Genomic DNA, 19061 nt, shown 5'->3' with positions numbered 1-19061 from the left:
TCACCGGGTCCGGGTGGCCGTGACACGGACGGACGGTGGCATGACCTCAAGCGTGGTACGTGAACTCTCGGCGGAGCTGCGGGGGTTCAGGGAAGTGCAGACGCTCGCGTACGAGTGCGCGGAAGCCGTCGCGGCGCAGCTGAAGCCCGGGGTGACCGAGCGCGAGGCGGCGCGGATGCAGCGGGAGTGGCTGCGCGAGCGCGGGGTGCGGGACTGGTTCCATCTGCCCTTCGCCTGGTTCGGGGACCGCACGGCGTTCGTGAACTTCCGGGTACCGCTGCAGTTCTTCCCCACGAACCGCAGGCTGGAGGCGGGGATGCCGTTCATCCTCGACATGGCCCCGGTCTTCAAGGGATACACGGCGGACATCGGCTACTCGGGCTGTCTCGGGCTCAATCCCCTGCACGACAAGCTGCTCGCCGATCTGGAGGCGCACCGCGAGCTGCTCCTGCGCGAGGTCCGCGAGCGGCGCCCGCTGCGGGAGATCTACGAGAGCGTCGACCGGCTGATGGTGCGCCAGGGGTATGCGAACCGGCACCGTGCCTATCCGTTCGGCGTGATCGCGCACAAGGTCGACCGGGTCAGGGAGCGCCGCCTCAACCCGACGCTCTTCGGCTTCGGCACCCAGTCGCTCAAGGGCCTCGCGAGCGACGCGCTGCACGGACACCGGGACGGCTGGTCGCCGCTGTGGTCGCCGTACCGGTTCTCCGACCACCCGCCGCAGCCCGGCCTGTGGGCGGTGGAACCCCACCTCGGATTCCGGGGGACGGGCGCCAAGTTCGAGGAGATCCTCGTGGTCACGGACTCCGCGGACCCCGAGGAGAGCGCCTTTTGGCTGGACGACGATCTGCCGCACGTGCGGCGCTGGGCGGAGGGCATCTGATGACGGACCTGACGACGATCCACGGCGCGCGCGAGCGCTTGGTGCACACGGGCGGCGTCGAGCTGTGCGTCGTGGAGCTGGGCGACACGGCACGGCCGACCGTCGTGCTCGTGCACGGCTATCCCGACTCCAAGGAGGTCTGGTCGGAGGTCGCCACGCGCCTCGCGGACCGCTTCCACGTGGTGCTCTACGACATCCGCGGCCACGGGCGCTCCACCGCGCCGAAGCCGCTGCGCGGCGGCTTCACCCTGGAGAAGCTGACCGACGACTTCGTGGCGGTCATCGACGCGGTGAGCCCCGACCGGCCGGTCCATGTGGTGGGGCACGACTGGGGTTCGGTGCAGTCGTGGGAGTTCGTCACGGTGCGGCGCACCGAGGGCCGGATCGCTTCCTTCACCTCGATGTCGGGCCCGTCCCTCGACCACTTCGGGCACTGGATCAAGCAGCGCATGAAGCGGCCCACACCGCGCAAGGTCGGCCAGTTGCTCGGACAGGGCGCCAAGTCCTGGTACGTGTACATGCTGCACACGCCCGTACTGCCGGAGCTGGCCTGGCGCGGGCCGCTCGGCAGGCGCTGGCCGAAGATCCTGGAGCGCATGGAGCGGGTCCCGGCCGGTGACTATCCGACGGCGTCACTGCCCTCGGACGCCGCGCACGGCGCCTGGCTCTACCGGGACAACGTCCGGCCGCGGCTCAGCCACCCGCGCGAGGACGCGTACGCGCACGCGCCCGTGCAGCTCATCACGCCGCTCGGCGACGCCTTCCTGTCGCCGAGCCTGTACGACCAGCTGGAGCAGTGGGCGCCGCAGCTGACCCGCCGCACGCTGCCCGCCAAGCACTGGGTGCCGCGCACCCGGCCCGACCAGCTCACCGCCTGGATCGGCGAGTTCGTCACCGCGACCGAGGAGCAGGAGGGCGGGGTGCCCGCGCAGCAGAAGCAGGCCGACGGCAAGTACGCGGAGCGGTTCGGCGGTCAGCTGGTGCTCGTCACCGGGGCGGGCAGCGGGATCGGGCGGGCCACCGCGTTCGCGTTCGCCGAGGCGGGCGCGCGGCTGATCGCCGTCGACCGGGACGCCGAGAGCGCCACACGCACCGCCGAGATGGCACGGCTCATCGGGGCCCCCGAGGCATGGGCGGAGGTCGTCGACGTCGCCGACGCGCAGGCGATGGAGAAGCTCGCCGAGAAGGTCGCCGCCGAGTACGGAGTGGTCGACGTTCTGGTGAACAACGCGGGGATCGGCCTGTCCGGCTCGTTCTTCGACACCACCCCCGAGGACTGGAAGAAGGTCCTGGACGTGAACCTGTGGGGGGTGATCCACGGCTGCCGGCTGTTCGGCGGGCAGATGGCCGAGCGCGGGCAGGGCGGCCACATCGTGAACACCGCGTCCGCGGCCGCGTACCAGCCCTCCAAGGCGCTGCCCGCCTACTCCACCTCCAAGGCCGCGGTCCTGATGCTCAGCGAGTGCCTGCGCGCGGAGCTGGCCGGGCAGGGCATCGGCGTCTCCGCGATCTGCCCGGGCCTGGTGAACACGAACATCACGTCGACGGCCCGGTTCGTCGGCGCCGACAGCGCCGAGGAGGAGCGCCGGCAGAAGAAGTCCTCACGCCTGTACGGCCTGCGCAACTACCCGCCGGAGAAGGTCGCCGACGCGATCCTCGCCGCCGTCGTGCACAACAAGGCGGTCGTCCCGGTCACCCCGGAGGCCCGCGGCGCCCACCTGATGTCGCGCTTCACCCCCAGGGCCCTGCGTGCCGTGGCACGGCTGGAGCCCCCGCTGTGAGCGGGGCGGCGGAGCACAGCCAGGCGGTGCGCGAGGGCCTGTTGCCCGCCTGGCACGACCTGGGTGCGGCCATACCCCGCCGTCTGCGCCGGTCGTACCATCCCTCGAAGGAGGGTGCGCCGCGTATGGCCGTCGCGTGAGCGGACCGGGGCCTTCCGCCGAGTGACCGGGTACGACCGAGGGACGTGGGGTGTGACGGAGCGAGCGGGACAGCCGGCCGCCGAGTACCGGATCGAGGACCTGGCCCACCACAGCGGTGCCACGGTCCGCACGATCCGCGCCTATCAGGACCGCGGACTGCTGCCGCGCCCCGAGCGCCGCGGCCGCGCCAATGTGTACACGGACACGCATCTGGCCCGGCTGCGCCAGATCGCCGATCTCCTCGACCGGGGCTACACGCTGGCCTCCATCAAGGAACTCCTGGAGGCGTGGGACGCGGGGCGCGGCCTCGGCGGCGTCCTCGGCCTGGTCGCCGAGGTCGACAAGCCGTGGACGGACGAGCGGGCGGGCCGCATCACCCGGGCCGAGCTCGACGAGCGGTTCGGCGGCGACCCCGACGAGGCCGCCGTGCGGGACGCCATCGAGCTGGGTGTGCTGGAGCGCGCACCGGACAGCGACGACGAGTTCCTCGTCCCGAGCCCCCAAGAGCTCTCCGTTGCGGTCGAGTTGTACGCCGCCGGTGTGCCGCTGTCGGCGATCTCCAGCCATCTGCGGGAGTTGAGGGGACAGGTGGAACATATAGCGGCGCGTTTCCTGGAGTTCACCACCGAGCACGTCTTCGCGCGCTATCTCGGTCCGCAGCCGCCGACCGACGCCGAAGCGGCCGAGGCCGCCGCGCTGGTCCGTCGCCTGCGGCCGCTCGCGCAGCAGTCGGTGGATGCCGAACTGGCGCGGGCCATGCGGTTGTTCGCGACCCGTCATCTGCATCGGCATCTGTCCGCGGGACCGGTCGCTCCACCTGCCGACGAACCGCAGTCCGTCGCCGTGCCGTCGGAGACAATGCGGGCCGTCAGCGCGCTCGTTGGGGCGGAAAACGTGTCGGCGTTCGTCGCGGCGGCCGCCCAACGCGAGGTACAAGCGCGGACATTGGACGCATTGACGGCAAGTCACAACGAATAAGACTTTGTTGCTCAAGTCGGGCGTTCTGTAAGTCAGTTGTCCACAGATTCGTCAATTACCCTGTGGATAACTGGACTTGCTTGTGGATCAAACATGCGAGCCAGAAAATCCGAGAGAGATTTGGCGGACCGTCCGGCACCCTGACGCCATGGATGAACAACGCACCGTGAAGGTGTCGAAGTACCTCTCGAAACACCTGCGCCACCAGCCCGAGCGCCTCGGTCTCGCACCCGACGACGCGGGCTGGGTGGAGATCGACGACCTGCTCGCCGCCACGGCCGCGCACCGGTTCCGGATCACCCGCGCCGAGCTCGACCACGTCGTCACCACGAACGACAAGCAGCGCTTCACGATCGACGGCACCCGGATCCGCGCCAACCAGGGCCACACCATCGACGTCGACCTGGGGCTCGCCCCGGCCGAGCCGCCCGCGTACCTGTACCACGGCACCGTCGCCCGCTTCCTCGACGCGATCCGCGCCGAGGGCCTGCGCCCCATGGACCGGCACGACGTGCACCTGTCGGCGGACCGCGAGACCGCCACCCGCGTCGGCGCCCGGCGAGGCCGCCCGGTCGTGCTGCCGGTGGACGCGGGCGCGATGCACCGCGACGGCCACGTCTTCCACCTGAGTGCCAACGGCGTCTGGCTCACCGCGGCCGTTCCCCCGCGCTATCTGCGCTTCTCCTGACGGACCGGCGCAACCTCAGGGCCCGCAGAGGCATCATCAATGGGTATGGACCACTCGTTTCCCCACCTGTCCACCACGGAGCAGGCCGTCGCCGCCCTGCGCGAGGTCGCCCGTGAGCTCAACCTGGAGATCGAGGTCACGCACGACATCGGCGCGGACCGGACCTCCCGCCGCAGCCACGCGGGAATGGGCGTCACCACCGACCCCAACGGCTCGCTGCCCCACGAGGCCTACGTGGAACTGGGCGGCACACCCCGCATCGACGTGCGGCTCTTCCCCGAGGGCGACGCGCGGATCACGGTCGAGGGCGTCGAGTTCCACGACATACCGCGCGACGAGGTCCCGGCGTTCCTGCGGTCCTGCCACAGCGGCCTCGCCCACGTCCGCGGCCGGCGCTTCCCGCCCGGCTACCGGCTCGTCGTGCCGCTGCCCGGCGACCGCACGTACAAGGAGTTCCTGCCGATGATCGGCCTCACCCGGTGGCTGAGCAGCCGCGTGCGCTGACCGCCGTGCCCGCGTGACAGCACCCCGCCCGGCCACGGCCCGGCGCTCCGCCCGGCCGCACCCACGGCCCGGCACCCACCCCGTCCGTACCCCCGCACACCCCCCGAGCACGGGCCCAGCGCTGCGCATACGCTCACAAGCATGACCGACAAGGCCCGCACGCCCCAGCCTCCGCTCCGCCTGAGCACCGTGATCCTGCCCCACCGCCGCTGGCACGAGGGCGCCCGCGAGACATGGGTGCGCGCCGAGGAACTCGGCTTCCACACCGCCTACACGTACGACCACCTGTCCTGGCGCGTGCCGTTCCGCGACGGGCCGTGGTTCGGCGCGATCCCCACCCTGACCGCCGCCGCCACGGCCACCGAGCGGCTGCGCCTGGGCACCCTCGTGACCTCGCCGAACTTCCGCCACCCGGTCACCCTCGCCAAGGAACTGATCTCCCTCGACGACATCTCCGGCGGCCGGATCACGCTGGGCATCGGCGCGGGCGGCACCGGCTTCGACGCGACCGCCCTCGCCCACAGCGCACAGGAACCGTGGTCCCCGCGCGCGCGTGCGGACCGGTTCGCCGAGTTCGTGCCGCTCCTGGACCGGCTGCTCACCGAGGACACCGTCTCGTACGACGGCGACTTCTACTCGGCGGGCGGCGCGCAGAACATCCCGGGCTGTGTGCAGCGCCCCCGGCTGCCCTTCGCGGTGGCCGCCACCGGGCCGCGCGGCCTCAAGCTGGCCGCCCGCCACGGTCAGGCCTGGGTGACCACCGGCGACCCGAAACTCTTCGAGACGGGCACACCCGAGCAGTCGATTCAGGCCATTCGCGGACAGGTCGAGAAGCTCGGTGCGGCCTGCGAGGCCATCGGCCGGGACGTGGCCGAGCTCGACAAGATCCTGCTCACCGGATTCACCCCGGACCGGACCGGTCCGCTGGAGTCCGTGGAGGCCTTCGTGGACTTCGCCGGCACCCACCGGGAGCTGGGCTTCACCGAGATCGTCGTGCACTGGCCGATCCCGGAGACTCCCTTCGCCGCCGACCAGAAGACCTTCGAGCGGATCGCCACCGAGGCGCTCGCCCAGCTCGGCTGAAACCGATGCCGTGACGCCATGGGCCCGGTGGGGCCCGTGGGCCGGCAGGGTACTCATCTGCGCGCCCCGCCGCACGGCCGTGCGCGCATATGCGCGACGATGGGGCGGTGACCTCATCGACTCCAGGGCCCCGGATCCCGGCCCTCTCCGCGCCCCGGCTGATCGCCACGGACCTCGACGGCACGCTGCTGCGCGACGACAAGACCGTCTCCCCGCGGACGGTCGCCGCGCTCGCCGCCGCCGAGGAGGCGGGGATCGAGGTCTTCTTCGTGACCGGCCGGCCCGCTCGCTGGATGGACGTCGTCAGCGACCACGTCCACGGCCACGGCCTGGCGATCTGCGGCAACGGCGCGGCCGTCGTGGATCTGCACGGCGGCCCCGGGAAGCATCGTTTCGTCAAGATCCGCGAGCTGACGGTCCCGGACGCCCTGGAGGTCGTCCGGATCCTGCGCGCCGCGGCGCCCGGCACCTCGTTCGCGGTCGAGCGGACCGGTGGCCTGCACCACGAGCCGACGTATCCCCCGCTGCACGTGGAGCCGGGGGAGAGCGTCGCCCCAGCGGAGAAGCTGCTCGCCGAGGACTTCGCCGGTCCGGACGTCGCCGACCAGCCGGTTCTCAAGCTGCTCGCGTTCCACCCCGAGCTCGGCCCGGACGCGTTCCTGACGCTGGCCCGCACCGCGGTCGGCGACCTGGCGGCCGTCACCCGCTCCAGCCCGAGCGCCCTGCTGGAGATCAGCGCACGCACGGTCTCCAAGGCGAGCACGCTCGAACTGTGCTGCCAAGAGCGCGGCATCTCAGCGGCGGACGTCGTCGCGTTCGGCGACATGCCCAACGACATGGAGATGCTCGCGTGGGCGGGCAGGTCCTACGCGATGGGCAACGCGCACCCCGACGTGCTCACCGCCGCGACGGGCGTGACGGGGACCAACAACGAGGACGGCGTCGCCCGCGTCATCGAGGAGCTGCTGGCCGCCCGCGCCACAGCCTGACGCCCCGGTCCCGTCGTCCGGACGGCGCTACAGCCTGACGCCCCGCTCGGCGAACCACTTCACGGGGTCGATCCCCGACCCCAGATACGGCGTGAGCCGCACCTCGAAGTGCAGGTGCGGTCCCGTCGAGTTGCCGGTGGTGCCGGCCTGCCCGAGCCACTGGCCCGCCGCGACCTTCTCCCCCTGGTCGACGGCGGCGGCCGCCAGATGCGCGTACTGCGTGTAGTAGGCGCCGGGGTGGCGCACGACGACCTCGATGCCGAAGCCGCCGCCGCAGGACACGCTCACCACCCGCCCGGCCCCGGCCGCCCGCACCGGGGTGCCGATGCCGACCGCGAAGTCCTGCCCGGTGTGCCGGTGCGCCCAGTGCGCGCCCGCGCTGTCGAAGCCCGCGGACAGCTGGTACGACGCCACCGGAGGCAGCCACGCGCGCGTAGTGCGGAATTTCGGCTGACGCAGCCGTACGGGACCGCGGCACTGCCCTGCCGCGACCGACCCGTCGGCCTCGCTCTGCAACTGCGCCCGGGCCGATTCCAGCTTCGTCCCGATGCTCTCCTTGAGACGCGCGAGGCGCACATTGCGCGCCCGGAGGGAGTGCCACGCGGCCGCCGCCGTGCGCTGCCCCGCCGCCAGCCGCAGCTCGGCCCGCCGGCTCTTCTCCACGGCGTTGTTCACCGCCAGGTCGGCCTGCCACACCGCGCGCTGACCGTGCATCAGCTCCTCGGGGCGGTCACTGAGCAGCATCTGCGCCGTGAGCGGGATGTCGCCGCCGCTGCGGTACTGGGCCCGGGCGATCCGGCCGAGGTCGTCGTGGAGCGCGGCGATCTCGCGCCGCTCCCGCGCGAGCAGCCGTTCCAGCCTCCGCGCCCGCGCCTGCTGGACGGCCGCCGCCCTGCGCCCCTGCTCGTAGTGGAGCGAGGCCGCCGACGCCTCCTCGAGAAGGCGGGCCACCTCGGCGCTCGGCTCCGGGCCCTCCGCCCCCGCGGAGAGCGCGGGCGTGCCGCCCAGGGCGACAAGCAGGCAGAACAACAGCGCAGGTACGACGAGCGAGCGGCTGGAGCGGCGGGGTCCTGGACGCATGTCCCGGATCGTCACCCGCCCCGCACGCGCCCTCACGCAGGACTGGTACGGGCGGGGTACGCCTTGCCCCGTACGGCGCAGAAACGTACCGCCGAACCAGGGACCGACCTGCCTGTGTTGCTCAGTGCGGCGCCTGCCACACCACCGTCGTCCCGCCCCCGTCGTCCCCGAGCCCCGGCCCGTACCAACTGTCGCCACCGAGCGACTCCGCGCGCCTCTTGAGGTTCTTCAGGCCGCTGCGCCGACCGCCCTCGGGGATCCCCACACCGTCGTCGGCGACCGTCAGCCGCACCCCCTGCCGCCCGTCGGGCAGGGTCACGCCGGCGTCCACGACGACGTCGATGTGGTCGGCACGCGCGTGCCGGAACGCGTTCGAGAGCGCCTCCCTCAGAGCCGCGATGAGGTTCTTCCCGGTGAGTTCGCCGACGACCGTGTCGACCGGCCCCAGGAAGCGGTGCGAGGGCTTGAAGCCCAGCGGCACGGACGCCGTGTTGATCTCCCGCAGGACGCGCGTGCGCAGCCCCGAGGGCGCCTCGGCGGGACCCTGCTGGAGGGCGAAGATGGCGGTGCGGATCTCCTGGATGGTGGTGTCGAGCTCGTCGACGGACTTGCCGATCCCGGCCTGCACCTCGGGCACGACGGAGCGGCGCTGCGCGGTCTCCAGCATCATCCCGGTGGCGAAGAGCCGCTGGATGACGAGGTCGTGCAGATCGCGCGCGATCCGGTCCCGGTCCTCGAAGACGGCGAGCCGCTCCCGGTCGCGCTGTGCCTCGGCCATCATCAGCGCGAGCGCGGCCTGCGAGGCGAACTGTGTGGCGAGGGTGCGCTCCGCCTCGGTGAACGGCCGCGCCCCACGCGCGCGGGGCGTCACCAATGTGCCCAGGACGCGGCCGTCGCTCTGCAGGGGCAGCATCATGGACGGTCCGTAGCCGCTCGCGAATCTGGTCATCACGCGCGGGTCACTCGCCACGTCGTCGATGAAAACGGCCTGCCCGTCGAGGAGTTCGGCGACGATCTCGCTCTCCGGCGGGACGACGACGCCGAGCATGGCGCTGGGCCCGTCGGAGGCGACGGCGACGATCTCCATGCCGCCCTCCTCCGCGGGCAGCAGCACGATCCCGGCGGCCGAGTCGGACAGCTGGCGCGCCTGCTCGGCGACCACCTGGAGCGCGTCGTCGGCGTCGCCCCCGGAGAGCAGCGCGGTGGTCACGGCCACCGATCCGTCGATCCACCGCTCGCGCTGTCGGGCCGCTTCGTAGAGGCGCGCGTTGCCGATGGCGATGCCCGCCTCCGTGGCGAGCACCCGGACCATGTTCAGGTCGTAGTCGTTGAACTCGCCGCCGCCGCGCTTCTCCGTGAGATAGAGGTTTCCGAAGATCTCCCCCTGTACGCGGATGGGGACGCCCAGGAACGTCCGCATCGGCGGGTGGTGCGCGGGAAAGCCGCACGCGCGCGGGTCGTCCGAGAGGTCGGCGAGGCGCACCGGCCCGGGGTCGCGGATGAGCGCGCCGAGCAGCCCCTTGTGCCCGTCGGGCAGCCGCCCGATGCGCGCGGCGGTCTCCGCGTCGACGCCGTGGTAGACGAAGTCGGAGAGCCCGTCGCCGCTCTCCGAGACGACACCGATCGCCGCGTACGTGGCGTCCGCCAGCTCGGCCGCCGTCTCGCAGATCCGGTCCAGGGTGGAGTGCAGCTCCAGGCCGGTCCCCACCGACCGCATCGCTTCGAGAAGCTGCGGCACGCGCGCGGTCAGCTCGGCCGACAGACCTTGCAGACCGCGGGTGGCCAGGGCCGCCGCGGCAACAGCGGCGTCGGAGTCGATGCCGCCATCGGATTCGGCGTCGGCGTCGGGCGCGGCGGGGTCCGGGGGAGCTGCCATGACCTTGAGAGTAGTTAGTCATATTTCGCGAGGAAAGTCGGGGTCATCCGGCGGAGCCGGTCGTCGGCCCCGCACCGACCAGCAGTTCCGTCTCGCCCTCCCGCTCCCGCATCCGCCGCAGCGGGCCGTCGACGGCGGCCAGCTCGGCGTAGGCGCCGCGCTGCACGACCCGCCCGCCGTCGAGCACGAGCACCTCGTCCACGGCGTCCAGACCGGCGAGCCGGTGCGTGATCAGCACGGTCGCCCGTCCCCGGGTCGCGTCCAGCAGGTCCGCGGTGAGCGCGTCGGCCGTCTCCAGGTCCAGGTGCTCGGCGGGCTCGTCCAGCACGAGGACGGGGAAGTCGGCGAGCAGCGCGCGGGCCAGCGCGAGCCGCTGCCGCTGCCCGCCGGAGAGCCGGGCCGCGTGCTCGCCCACCAGAGTGTCGAGCCCGTCCGGCAGCGCGTCCGCCCACTCCAGGAGCCGTACGCGCCTCAGCGCGGCCCGCAGTTCGTCCTCGCCCGCGTCCTTCTTGGCGAGCAGCAGGTTCTCGCGCAGGGAGCTGTCGAAGAGGTGGGCGTCCTGGGCGCAGAGCCCGACCAGACGTCGTACGGCATCGCCTTCGAGGGCGTACGCGTCCGTCCCGCCGAGCGTGTACGTCCCGCTCTCCGCGTCGAGGAAGCGCAGCAGCACCTGCGCGAGCGTGGTCTTCCCGGAACCGGACGGGCCGACGACGGCGACCCTGCGGCCCCGCTCCAGGGTCAGGCCGACGCCCGCGAGCGCGGCCCGCGCCCCGTCCGCCCCGTCCGGGTATCGCGCGCCGAGGTCACGCACGACGAGCGGGAAGGGGTCCTGCGGCGCCGGTGCGGGCCGCTCGGGCTCCCGTACGGGCTCGGGGGCGTCCAGGACCTCGTAGACCCGCTCGGCGCTCTTGTGGACCCGCTGGCGGTACTGCACGGCGAGCGGCAGCCCGAGCACCGCCTCGAACGCCGCGAGGGGGGTCAGCACGACGACGGCGAGCGAGACCCCGTCGAGTTGTCCGGCGCGCACGCCCTGGACGCCGACGAGCGCAGCGGCGGCCACGGTCAGGCCGGTGATCAGCGCGGAGAGGCCGTCGCCGAGCGCGGTCGCGGCAGCGGCGCGGGAGGCGATCCCGGTCAGCACGGAGTCGGCCTCGCGGGCTTCCCTCGTGCGGCGCGGCAGCGCGCCCGCGACGGTCAGTTCGGCGGTGCCGGTGAGCAGTTCGGCGGCCCGGGTGGCGAGGACGCCCCGCGCGGGAGCCAGTTTCCGTTCGGCGCGGCGGGACACGGCCCCGGACAGCAGCGGCACACCGACCCCGGCGAGCAGCAGTCCGACCGCGAGCACGGCGCCGGCGGCGGGCAGCATCCAGGTGGTGAAGGCCACCGATCCCACGCCGACCAGGGCGGCCACGGACGCGGGCAGCAGCCAGCGCAGCCAGTAGTCCTGGAGGGCGTCCACGTCGGCGACGAGCCGGGAGAGCAGGTCACCGCGCCGCTGGGTGCGCAGCCCGGCGGGCGCGAGCCGCTCCAGGCGCCGGTAGACGGCGACCCGGGTGTCGGCCAGCATGCGCAGCACCGCGTCGTGCGACACGAGCCGCTCCGCGTACCGGAAGCAGGCCCGGCCGATGCCGAACGCGCGCGTGGCCGTCACCGCGACCATCAGGTACAGCACGGGCGGCTGCTGCGAGGCCCGCGAGATCAGCCATCCCGAGGTGGCCATGAGGCCGACGGAACTGCCGAGCGCGAGGGCGCCGAGCAGCAGCGCGAGCAGCAGCCGCGAGCGGCGGGGGCGGGCGGCGGCCCGGAGCCGGGCGAGGACGTGACCGCGCGCCGCCTGCTCGTCCCGCACTTCCCGGGCCTGCTCGGTGACCTGCCGCACCACCTGCGCGGGCACCGCCGCGGACGCCGGGGCAGCCGCGGCCGGGCCGGTCGGCTCCGTGCCCGGTGCCTCGATCCGCACCACCCGGTCGGCGACCGCGAGCAGCGCCGGCCGGTGCACGACGAGCAGCACGGTCCGTCCCACGGCGAGCCTGCGCACCGCCTCGACGATGCCCGCCTCGGTGCCGCCGTCCAGCGCGGCCGTCGGCTCGTCGAGCAGCACCACGGGCCGGTCGGCGAGGAACGCACGGGCCAGCGCGAGCCGTTGCCGCTGTCCTGCCGAGAGCCCGGCCCCGTCCTCGCCGAGCACGGTGGCCACACCCGCGGGCAGCTCCTCCACGAACTCCAGGGCGCCGGCGTCCCGCAGGGCATCCAGCACCGCCGCGTCGTCGGCGTCGGGTCGCGCGAGCCGTACGTTGTCGGCGATCGACCCGGCGTACAGCTGCGGGCGCTGCGGAACCCACGCCACGCGCGCGTGCCACGCCTCCCGCGACACGTCCGCCAGATCGGCGCCGCCCACCAGGACCCGCCCGCCCGAGGGACGGACGAAGCCGAGCAGCGCGGTCAGCAGGGTCGACTTGCCGGCCCCGCTGGGCCCCACGAGCGCGACCGTCTCCCCCTCGGCCACCTCGAAGGAGAGACCGGAGACCGCGTCCGCGTCCCTTCCCTCGTAGCGGACCGACACCCGGTCGAAGGCGATGCCACGGCCCGAAGGGACGTCCTGCGTGCCGGACTCGGGCAGCGGGGTCTCCAGCACGGCGAAGATCTCCTCCGCCGCCGCGAGTCCCTCGGCCGCCGCGTGGAACTGGGCGCCCACCTGGCGCAGCGGCAGATACGCCTCGGGCGCGAGGACGAGGATCACCAGGCCCACGTACAGGTCCATCTCGCCGTGCACGAGCCGCATGCCGATGGTGACGGCCACCAGCGCGACCGACAGCGTCGCGAGCAGCTCCAGCGCGAACGACGACAGGAAGGCGATCCGCAGGGTGCGCATCGTCGCCCGGCGGTACTCGCCGGTGATCTTGCGGATGGAGTCGGCCTGCGCCTTGGCGCGCCCGAACACCTTCAGGGTCGGCAGGCCCGCGACCACGTCCAGGAAGTGCCCCGACAGGCGCGACAGCAGCCGCCACTGACGGTCCATCCGGGACTGGGTGGCCCAGCCGATGAGCATCATGAAGACCGGGATGAGAGGCAGCGTGCCGACGATGATCGCCGCCGACACCCAGTCCTCGGTGACGACGCGGACGAGCACCGCCACCGGAACCACCACCGCGAGCCCCAACTGCGGCAGATAGCGCGAGAAATAGTCGTCCAGGGCGTCCACGCCCCGCGTGGCGAGCGCCACCAGCGAACCGGTGCGCTGCCCCGCGAGCCACCCGGGGCCGAGCAGCGCGGCGCGCTCGAGCAGCCGCCCCCGCAGCTCGGACTTCACCGCCGCGCTCGCCCGGTGCGCGGCCAGTTCCGTCACCCAGGCCACCAGGCCGCGCCCGGCGGCGACCACCGCGAGGAGCAGCAGCGGGGTGGCGAGCCGCCCCGCGTCGAACCCGTGCTGGAAGGCACCCACCACCACCTCGGCGATGAGCATCGCCTGGGCGATGACCAGGCCCGCCCCGACGGCACCGAGGACGACCACCGCGATCAGGAACACACGAGTGGCCCGGGCGTACCGGAACAGGCGCTGGTCGATCGGTTTCACGTGAAACACACCCTCACATCGAGCGAGTCGAGCCGGGCAGGCTCAGTGGGCGTCGGCCGGAATGTGGTTCGTGCCCAGCCGCTTGCGGAACACCCAGTAGGTCCAGCCCTGGTAGAGCAGGACCAGCGGCGTCATGATCCCCGCGACCCAGGTCATCACCTTCAGCGTGTACGCGCCCGACGACGTGTTGTCGATGGTCAGGTTCCACGCCTCATTGAGCGAGGACGGCATCACGTCCGGCGCGAGGGCCAGGAAGATCGCCGCCACGACGGCCGCGATCGCGATCCCGGTGCAGGTGAACGCCCATCCCTCGCGCCCCTTGGCGTTCGTCGCCAGGGTTCCGAGGAGCCCGACGACCGCCACGGCGAGCGCCACCGCGGTCCATGCCGTACCGCGCTCGGCCTGGATCCAGACCAGCAGCCCGCCGCCCAGCAGCAGGGTGGCCACGGCCGCCTTGGTGGCGAACGCACGCGCCCGCACCCGGATGTCGCCCGTCGTCTTCAGTGCGGTGAACACCGCTCCGTGGAGTGCGCAGATCGCGGTGAAGGCGAGACCGCCGAGGAGCGCCTGCCAGTTCAGCAGGTCGGCGAACGAACCGGCGTAGTCCTGCCGCGAGTTGATCGGCACGCCCTTCACCAGGTTGGCGAACATCATTCCCCACAGGAACGGCAGCAGCAGCGAGCTGACGAACAGCACCAGCTCCCAGTTGCGCTGCCAGTTCTCCTCCGGTCGCTTGTGCCGGTACTCGAAGGACAGCACGCGCACGATCAGCAGCAGCAGAGCGAGCACGAGCAGCATGTAGAAGCCGCTGAAGAACGTCGCGTACCAGACGGGGAACGCGGCGAACATCGCGCCGGCGGCGGTGAGCAGCCAGACCTCGTTGCCGTCCCAGACCGGCCCGATGATGTTGATCAGCACCCGCCGCTCGGTGCGGTCGCGTGCCAGCGTCCGCGTCAGAATGCCGACCCCGAAGTCGAAGCCTTCGAGGAAGAAGTAGCCGGTCCACAGAACGGCGATCAGAAGGAACCAGAAGTCGTTGAGGCCCATGGCGTCTCTCCTCTCAGTACGCGAAGGTCAGGGGCTTGTCGGCGTCGTCGTCATCATCGGAGTCGTCTCCGGACGACGGCCCGCGCAGCGTCGGATCCTTGGTGGGCGGCTCCTCGTCCGTGTCCGGTCCCATGAGGGCGTACTTCTTCATCAGCCGTACGTTGATCCAGAACAGCACCCCGTACAGCAGGGTCAGCGCGGCGAGCGAGATCGCCATCTCGGTCTGGCTGACGCCGGGGGAGACCGCGTCCTCGGTCTTGAACAGGCCGAAGACGACCCAGGGCTGACGCCCCATCTCGGTGAAGATCCAGCCGATGGAGTTGGCGATGAAGGGGAAGATCAGCGAGGCCATGCCGACCCGCCAGCCCCACTTGGTGAGCGTCGGGCCGAGTTCCTTCTTGTTGGTGAGCATCAGCTTCGGCAACTCGTCCTCGGCCGTCCGATGCTCGGGCAACAGCCACTTCTTCTTCCGTGTCAGCCAGAATCCGGCGCCCGCGGCGACGGCCGCGGTGAGCCCGATGCCGATCATCAGGCGGAAGCCCCAGAAGGTGATGAAGATGTTGGGGATGTAGTCGTCGGCCTTGCCGCCGTACTTGTCGGCCTCGGCCTGGGCGGTCTCCTTGATGCCGGGGACGCAACTGGTGAAGTTGTTGTCGGCGAGGAAGGACAGCAGGCCCGGAAGCTCTATCTCGACGGAGTTGTGCCCCTTGGTCACGTCACCGACGGCGAAGATCGAGAAGGGTGCGGGACATTCGGTGCTCCACAGCGCCTCGGCCGCGGCCATCTTCATCGGCTGCTGCTTGAACATCACCTTGGCCAGGGAGTCGCCGGAGAAGGCGACGAGAACCCCGCCGATCATCGCGGTGACCAGGCCGAGCCGCAGCGAGGTGCGCAGCGTGATGACGCGCTTGCGGTCGACCTCCTCGCCGGCGTCCTTCTTCCTCTTGATCTTCCAGAGCAGGTAGCTGGCGATACCGATCATGAACGCGCCGCCGGTCAGGAAGGCGGAGGAGATGGTGTGGGCGAACTGGTAGATCGCCGTGTCCTGGAAGAGGACGTGCCAGATGTCGTTGAGCCGGGCCACCCCGGTCTTCTTGTCGATCTCGTAGCCGACGGGGTGCTGCATCCAGGAGTTGGCCGCGAGGATGAAGTAGGCGGAGGCCAGCGTGCCGATCGCGACCATCCACATGCACGCACAGTGGATCTTCTTGGGCAGCTTGTCCCAGCCGAAGATCCACAGACCGATGAAGGTGGACTCGAAGAAGAAGGCGATCAGCGCCTCCATCGCGAGCGGAGCACCGAAGACGTCACCGACGAACTTCGAGTAGTCCGACCAGTTCATGCCGAACTGGAACTCCTGCACGAGACCGGTCGCCACCCCGATCGCGATGTTGATCAGGAAGAGCTTCCCCCAGAACTTCGTGGCGTGGAAGTACTTCTCCTTGCCCGTGCGTACCCATGCCGTCTCCAGTCCGGCCGTGAGCGCGGCCAGAGAGATCGTCAGCGGCACGAACAGGAAGTGGTAGACGGTGGTGATGCCGAACTGCCATCGCGCCAAGGTCTCCGGTGCCATGGCAGACAAGGTGGAGTCCACTGCGTCTCTCCTTACATCGCTGTGGTCACAGCGGCAGTTTGCCCCTTTAATCCCACAAATCCCGGGAGGAACCGGGACACGCTTGTGAACGCGTTCACATTCACAAGCATTATGTCGTACTGGTTGTCGGGATCCGAAGGGGGGGTCCCCATACTGCGAGCAACGCCACAGGCGCACGCCCGGAGACAGCGAACGGCCGGCCGGAGAGCGCCGTTCTCGCCCTCCGGCCGGCCGTCGTCGCCCGGTCCTGCCGACCGCTCGCTACAGCTCCTTGCGGAACGCCTGCGCCGCCTGGAGGAAGATGTCGTTGGCCTCGGTCTCGCCGATCGTGACCCGCGCCCCCTCGCCGGCGAACGGCCGGACGACCACCCCGGCCGCCTCGCACGCCGCCGCGAAGTCCAGGGTCCGCTCCCCCAGCCGCAGCCACACGAAGTTGGCCTGCGTCTCGGGCACCGTCCAGCCCTGCGCCCGCAGCGCGTCGACGACCCGGGTGCGCTCGGCCACCAAGGAGCCGACCCGGCCGAGCAGCTCGTCCTCCATGCGCAGCGAGGCGACCGCCGCGTCCTGCGCGAGCTGGCTCACGCCGAACGGCACCGCCGTCTGCCGCAGCGCGGCCGCCACCGGCTCGTGCGCGATGGCGAAGCCGACGCGCAGGCCCGCGAGGCCGTACGCCTTGGAGAAGGTCCGCAGCACCGCCACGTTCGGCCGGTCCCGGTAGATCTCCACGCCGTCCGGCACCTCGGCGTCGCGGATGAACTCCCGGTACGCCTCGTCGAGCACGACCAGGACGTCGGAGGGCACCCGGTCGAGGAACCGTTCCAGCTCGGCGCGGCGGATGGCGTTGCCCGTGGGGTTGTTGGGGTTGCACACGAAGATGAGGCGCGTGCGCTCGGTGATCGCGTCGGCCATGGCGTCGAGGTCGTGGTCCTCGTCCGGCGTGAGCGGCACCCGCACCGAGGTCGCGCCGCTGATCTGCGTGATGATCGGGTACGCCTCGAAGGACCGCCACGCGTAGATGACCTCGTCGCCCGGACCGCTGGTCGCCTGGAGCAGCTGCTGGGCGACACCGACCGAGCCGGTACCGGTGGCCAGATGCGTCACCGGCACCCCGAAACGGTCCGCCAGCTCGTTCATGAGACCGGTGCAGGCCATGTCCGGGTAGCGGTTGAACGCCCCGGCCGCGGCGATCGCGCTCTCCATGACGCCCGGGAGCGGCGGATACGGGTTCTCGTTGGAGGACAGCTTGTACGCCACCGGGCCCCCCACGGCCGCGGGCCTGCCCGGCTTGTAGGCGGGGATCCCCGCCAGCTCCGCACGCAGCTTGGGGTTGGTCTCGCTCACCGCAGTCCTCCTTGTGGCCACCGTTCCAATACTGCTCACCTTAAGAGGATTGGCCGTCCGCCCCAATGGGGCCGTCGCACCGCGACTCACATGAACCTGTGAGGCGTACGGCGAAGGGGGAGCGCTCCACACCCTGGCGCGCGCCGGTGGCTCGCGCCGTGGCGCGCATCACCCGTGAAGGTGAGTTGAGACCTGTTCGCAACATCGTCGACTTGGCAGGCTCATGCGTGCCGACAAGTGACGTACTAGTGTGATGGCCATCAACTCTCCTACATTCCAAGGTCATTGACGGTTCATCACCTTGCAGAAACGTGCCTGTCAACCCCGGCATATGCGCCCCCGCCATGCAGCCGCATGAGCCCTACTATCGGCTCGCCATGACAGCAGCAGGGAAGCACCAGGTGAGCCGGGCGGAGACGACCCGCAGAGGCACCCGGCCGAGCCGCGCAGGCATCAGAGATGTCGCCGCCGCCGCCGGGGTCTCGATCACGACTGTCTCCGATGCACTCAACGGCAAGGGCCGGCTCCCCGACGCCACCCGACGCCACGTCCGCGAGGTCGCCGACAGGTTGGGCTACCGCCCCTCCGCGGCGGCCCGAACGCTCCGTACCGGCAAGTCCGGCCTCATCGGCCTGACCGTGACGACCTACGGGGATGAACCTTTCACCTTCACCGAATTCGCGTACTTCGCGGAGATGGCCAGAGCCGCGACCTCGGCCGCGCTCGCCCGCGGCTACGCCCTTGTCATCCTGCCCGCCACCTCACGCCACGACGTGTGGTCGAACGTCGCACTCGACGGCACCGTCGTCATCGACCCCTCCGACCACGACCCGGTCGTCAGCGAGCTGGTCCGCCAGGGCCTGCCCGTCGTCTCGGACGGACGCCCCGGGGGCACCCTGCCCGTGACCGCCTGGGTGGACAACGACCACGAGGCCGCCGTGCTCGGCATCCTCGACCACCTCGCCGAGGCGGGCGCACGCCGCATCGGCCTGCTCACGGGCACCACCACCGACACGTACACCCACCTCTCCACCTCCGCGTACCTGCGCTGGTGCGAGCGGATCGGGCAGGAGCCGGTCTACGAGTCGTACCCCGCGCACGATCCGTGCGCGGGTGCCGTCGCCGCCGACCGACTGCTCGCCCGGCCCGACCGCCCCGACGCGGTGTACGGCCTCTTCGACCCCAACGGCACGGATCTGCTCGCCGCCGCCCGCCGCTACGGCCTGCGCGTCCCCGAGGACCTGCTCCTCGTGTGCTGCAGCGAGTCGACCGTGTACGCGAACACCGAGCCGCCCATCACCACCCTGTCCCTCAAACCGCGACGCATCGGCACGGCCGTCGTCCAACTGCTCATCGACGCCATCGAGGGCCTCGAATCCGACCAGCCGGTCGAGCAGGTGATACCGACGGAACTCATCGTGCGGACGTCCTCACAGCGCCGCCCGTCCCGCACCACGGTCAGCCCACCGCGCTCCCCGAAGCAGGGCTGACCGCCCCGGGCCGCC

The 19061-nt window shown here is 71.5% G+C and carries 14 protein-coding genes and 1 pseudogene; 9 read left to right on the top strand and 6 right to left on the bottom strand.

The features are described from left to right. The first annotated feature begins 40 nt into the window (after nt 1–40). The 8 genes and pseudogenes from ACFVDP_RS16820 to ACFVDP_RS16785 all read left to right on the top strand — a co-directional run bounded on the left by ACFVDP_RS16820 (nt 41) and on the right by ACFVDP_RS16785 (nt 7047). The gene (locus ACFVDP_RS16820) at nt 41–883 is read left to right on the top strand and encodes a M24 family metallopeptidase (RefSeq protein WP_383489885.1); all 843 of its coding nucleotides are present in this window, start codon (nt 41–43) and stop codon (nt 881–883) included. Continuing rightward, nucleotides 883–2664 carry an SDR family oxidoreductase gene (locus ACFVDP_RS16815; RefSeq protein WP_383489882.1) on the top strand — a complete coding sequence of 594 codons (1782 nt, stop codon included), beginning with the start codon at nt 883–885 and terminating at the stop codon, nt 2662–2664. Before ACFVDP_RS16820 ends, ACFVDP_RS16815 begins: the two co-directional genes overlap by 1 nt. Nucleotides 2665–2675: 11 nt before the next feature. Then, a pseudogene (locus ACFVDP_RS16810) lies at nt 2676–2804 on the top strand (metal-dependent hydrolase); the annotation flags it as partial. A gap of 52 nt (nt 2805–2856) precedes the next feature. Next, nucleotides 2857–3783, top strand: coding sequence for a MerR family transcriptional regulator (locus tag ACFVDP_RS16805; RefSeq protein WP_383489879.1), 927 nt, complete (start codon nt 2857–2859; stop codon nt 3781–3783). Nucleotides 3784–3931: 148 nt separating this feature from the next. Then, the gene (locus tag ACFVDP_RS16800) at nt 3932–4471 is read left to right on the top strand and encodes an RNA 2'-phosphotransferase (protein ID WP_383489876.1); all 540 of its coding nucleotides are present in this window, start codon (nt 3932–3934) and stop codon (nt 4469–4471) included. Between the two features lie 45 nt (nt 4472–4516). Then, on the top strand, nt 4517–4975 hold the full coding sequence (locus ACFVDP_RS16795) for a hypothetical protein (protein ID WP_383489873.1): 459 nt from the start codon (nt 4517–4519) through the stop codon (nt 4973–4975). 141 nt (nt 4976–5116) lie between these two features. Continuing rightward, a complete protein-coding gene (locus ACFVDP_RS16790) occupies nt 5117–6058 on the top strand; it encodes an LLM class flavin-dependent oxidoreductase (RefSeq protein WP_383489870.1) in 942 nt (313 codons plus the stop codon). Nucleotides 6059–6165: 107 nt separating this feature from the next. After that, complete coding sequence (locus ACFVDP_RS16785) at nt 6166–7047, top strand: Cof-type HAD-IIB family hydrolase (RefSeq protein WP_383489867.1); 882 nt, start codon at nt 6166–6168, stop codon at nt 7045–7047. A 27-nt stretch (nt 7048–7074) separates the two neighbouring features. Here the strand turns inward: ACFVDP_RS16785 and ACFVDP_RS16780 are convergent, their stop codons facing one another. From ACFVDP_RS16780 to hisC, 6 genes are all read right to left on the bottom strand, one after another. Then, nucleotides 7075–8127: a M23 family metallopeptidase gene (locus ACFVDP_RS16780; RefSeq protein WP_383489864.1), complete on the bottom strand. Its 1053-nt coding sequence runs from the start codon at nt 8125–8127 to the stop codon at nt 7075–7077. A 121-nt stretch (nt 8128–8248) separates the two neighbouring features. Then, a complete protein-coding gene (locus tag ACFVDP_RS16775) occupies nt 8249–10003 on the bottom strand; it encodes a GAF domain-containing sensor histidine kinase (RefSeq protein WP_383489861.1) in 1755 nt (584 codons plus the stop codon). Nucleotides 10004–10046: 43 nt separating this feature from the next. Continuing rightward, complete coding sequence (cydD, locus tag ACFVDP_RS16770; protein ID WP_383489858.1) at nt 10047–13574, bottom strand: thiol reductant ABC exporter subunit CydD; 3528 nt, start codon at nt 13572–13574, stop codon at nt 10047–10049. Between the two features lie 42 nt (nt 13575–13616). Then, nucleotides 13617–14621, bottom strand: coding sequence for a cytochrome d ubiquinol oxidase subunit II (cydB, locus tag ACFVDP_RS16765; protein WP_383489855.1), 1005 nt, complete (start codon nt 14619–14621; stop codon nt 13617–13619). 13 nt (nt 14622–14634) lie between these two features. Next, on the bottom strand, nt 14635–16194 hold the full coding sequence (locus ACFVDP_RS16760; RefSeq protein WP_383489852.1) for a cytochrome ubiquinol oxidase subunit I: 1560 nt from the start codon (nt 16192–16194) through the stop codon (nt 14635–14637). 282 nt (nt 16195–16476) lie between these two features. Then, entirely contained in the window at nt 16477–17556 is a 1080-nt protein-coding gene (hisC, locus tag ACFVDP_RS16755; protein WP_383489850.1) for a histidinol-phosphate transaminase, read from the bottom strand. 377 nt (nt 17557–17933) lie between these two features. Between hisC and ACFVDP_RS16750 the strand changes: the two genes are divergently transcribed. Beyond that, nucleotides 17934–19046 (top strand): LacI family DNA-binding transcriptional regulator, encoded by a 1113-nt coding sequence (locus tag ACFVDP_RS16750; protein ID WP_383489847.1) that lies wholly within the window; start codon nt 17934–17936, stop codon nt 19044–19046. Nucleotides 19047–19061: the final 15 nt, after the last annotated feature.

Origin of the sequence: Streptomyces sp. NPDC057694 (genome assembly GCF_042799415.1) — a bacterium.
Lineage (GTDB): Bacteria > Actinomycetota > Actinomycetes > Streptomycetales > Streptomycetaceae > Streptomyces.
The sequence above is the reverse complement of the archived record's forward strand: the minus strand, read 5'-3'. Positions and strand labels throughout refer to the sequence as shown.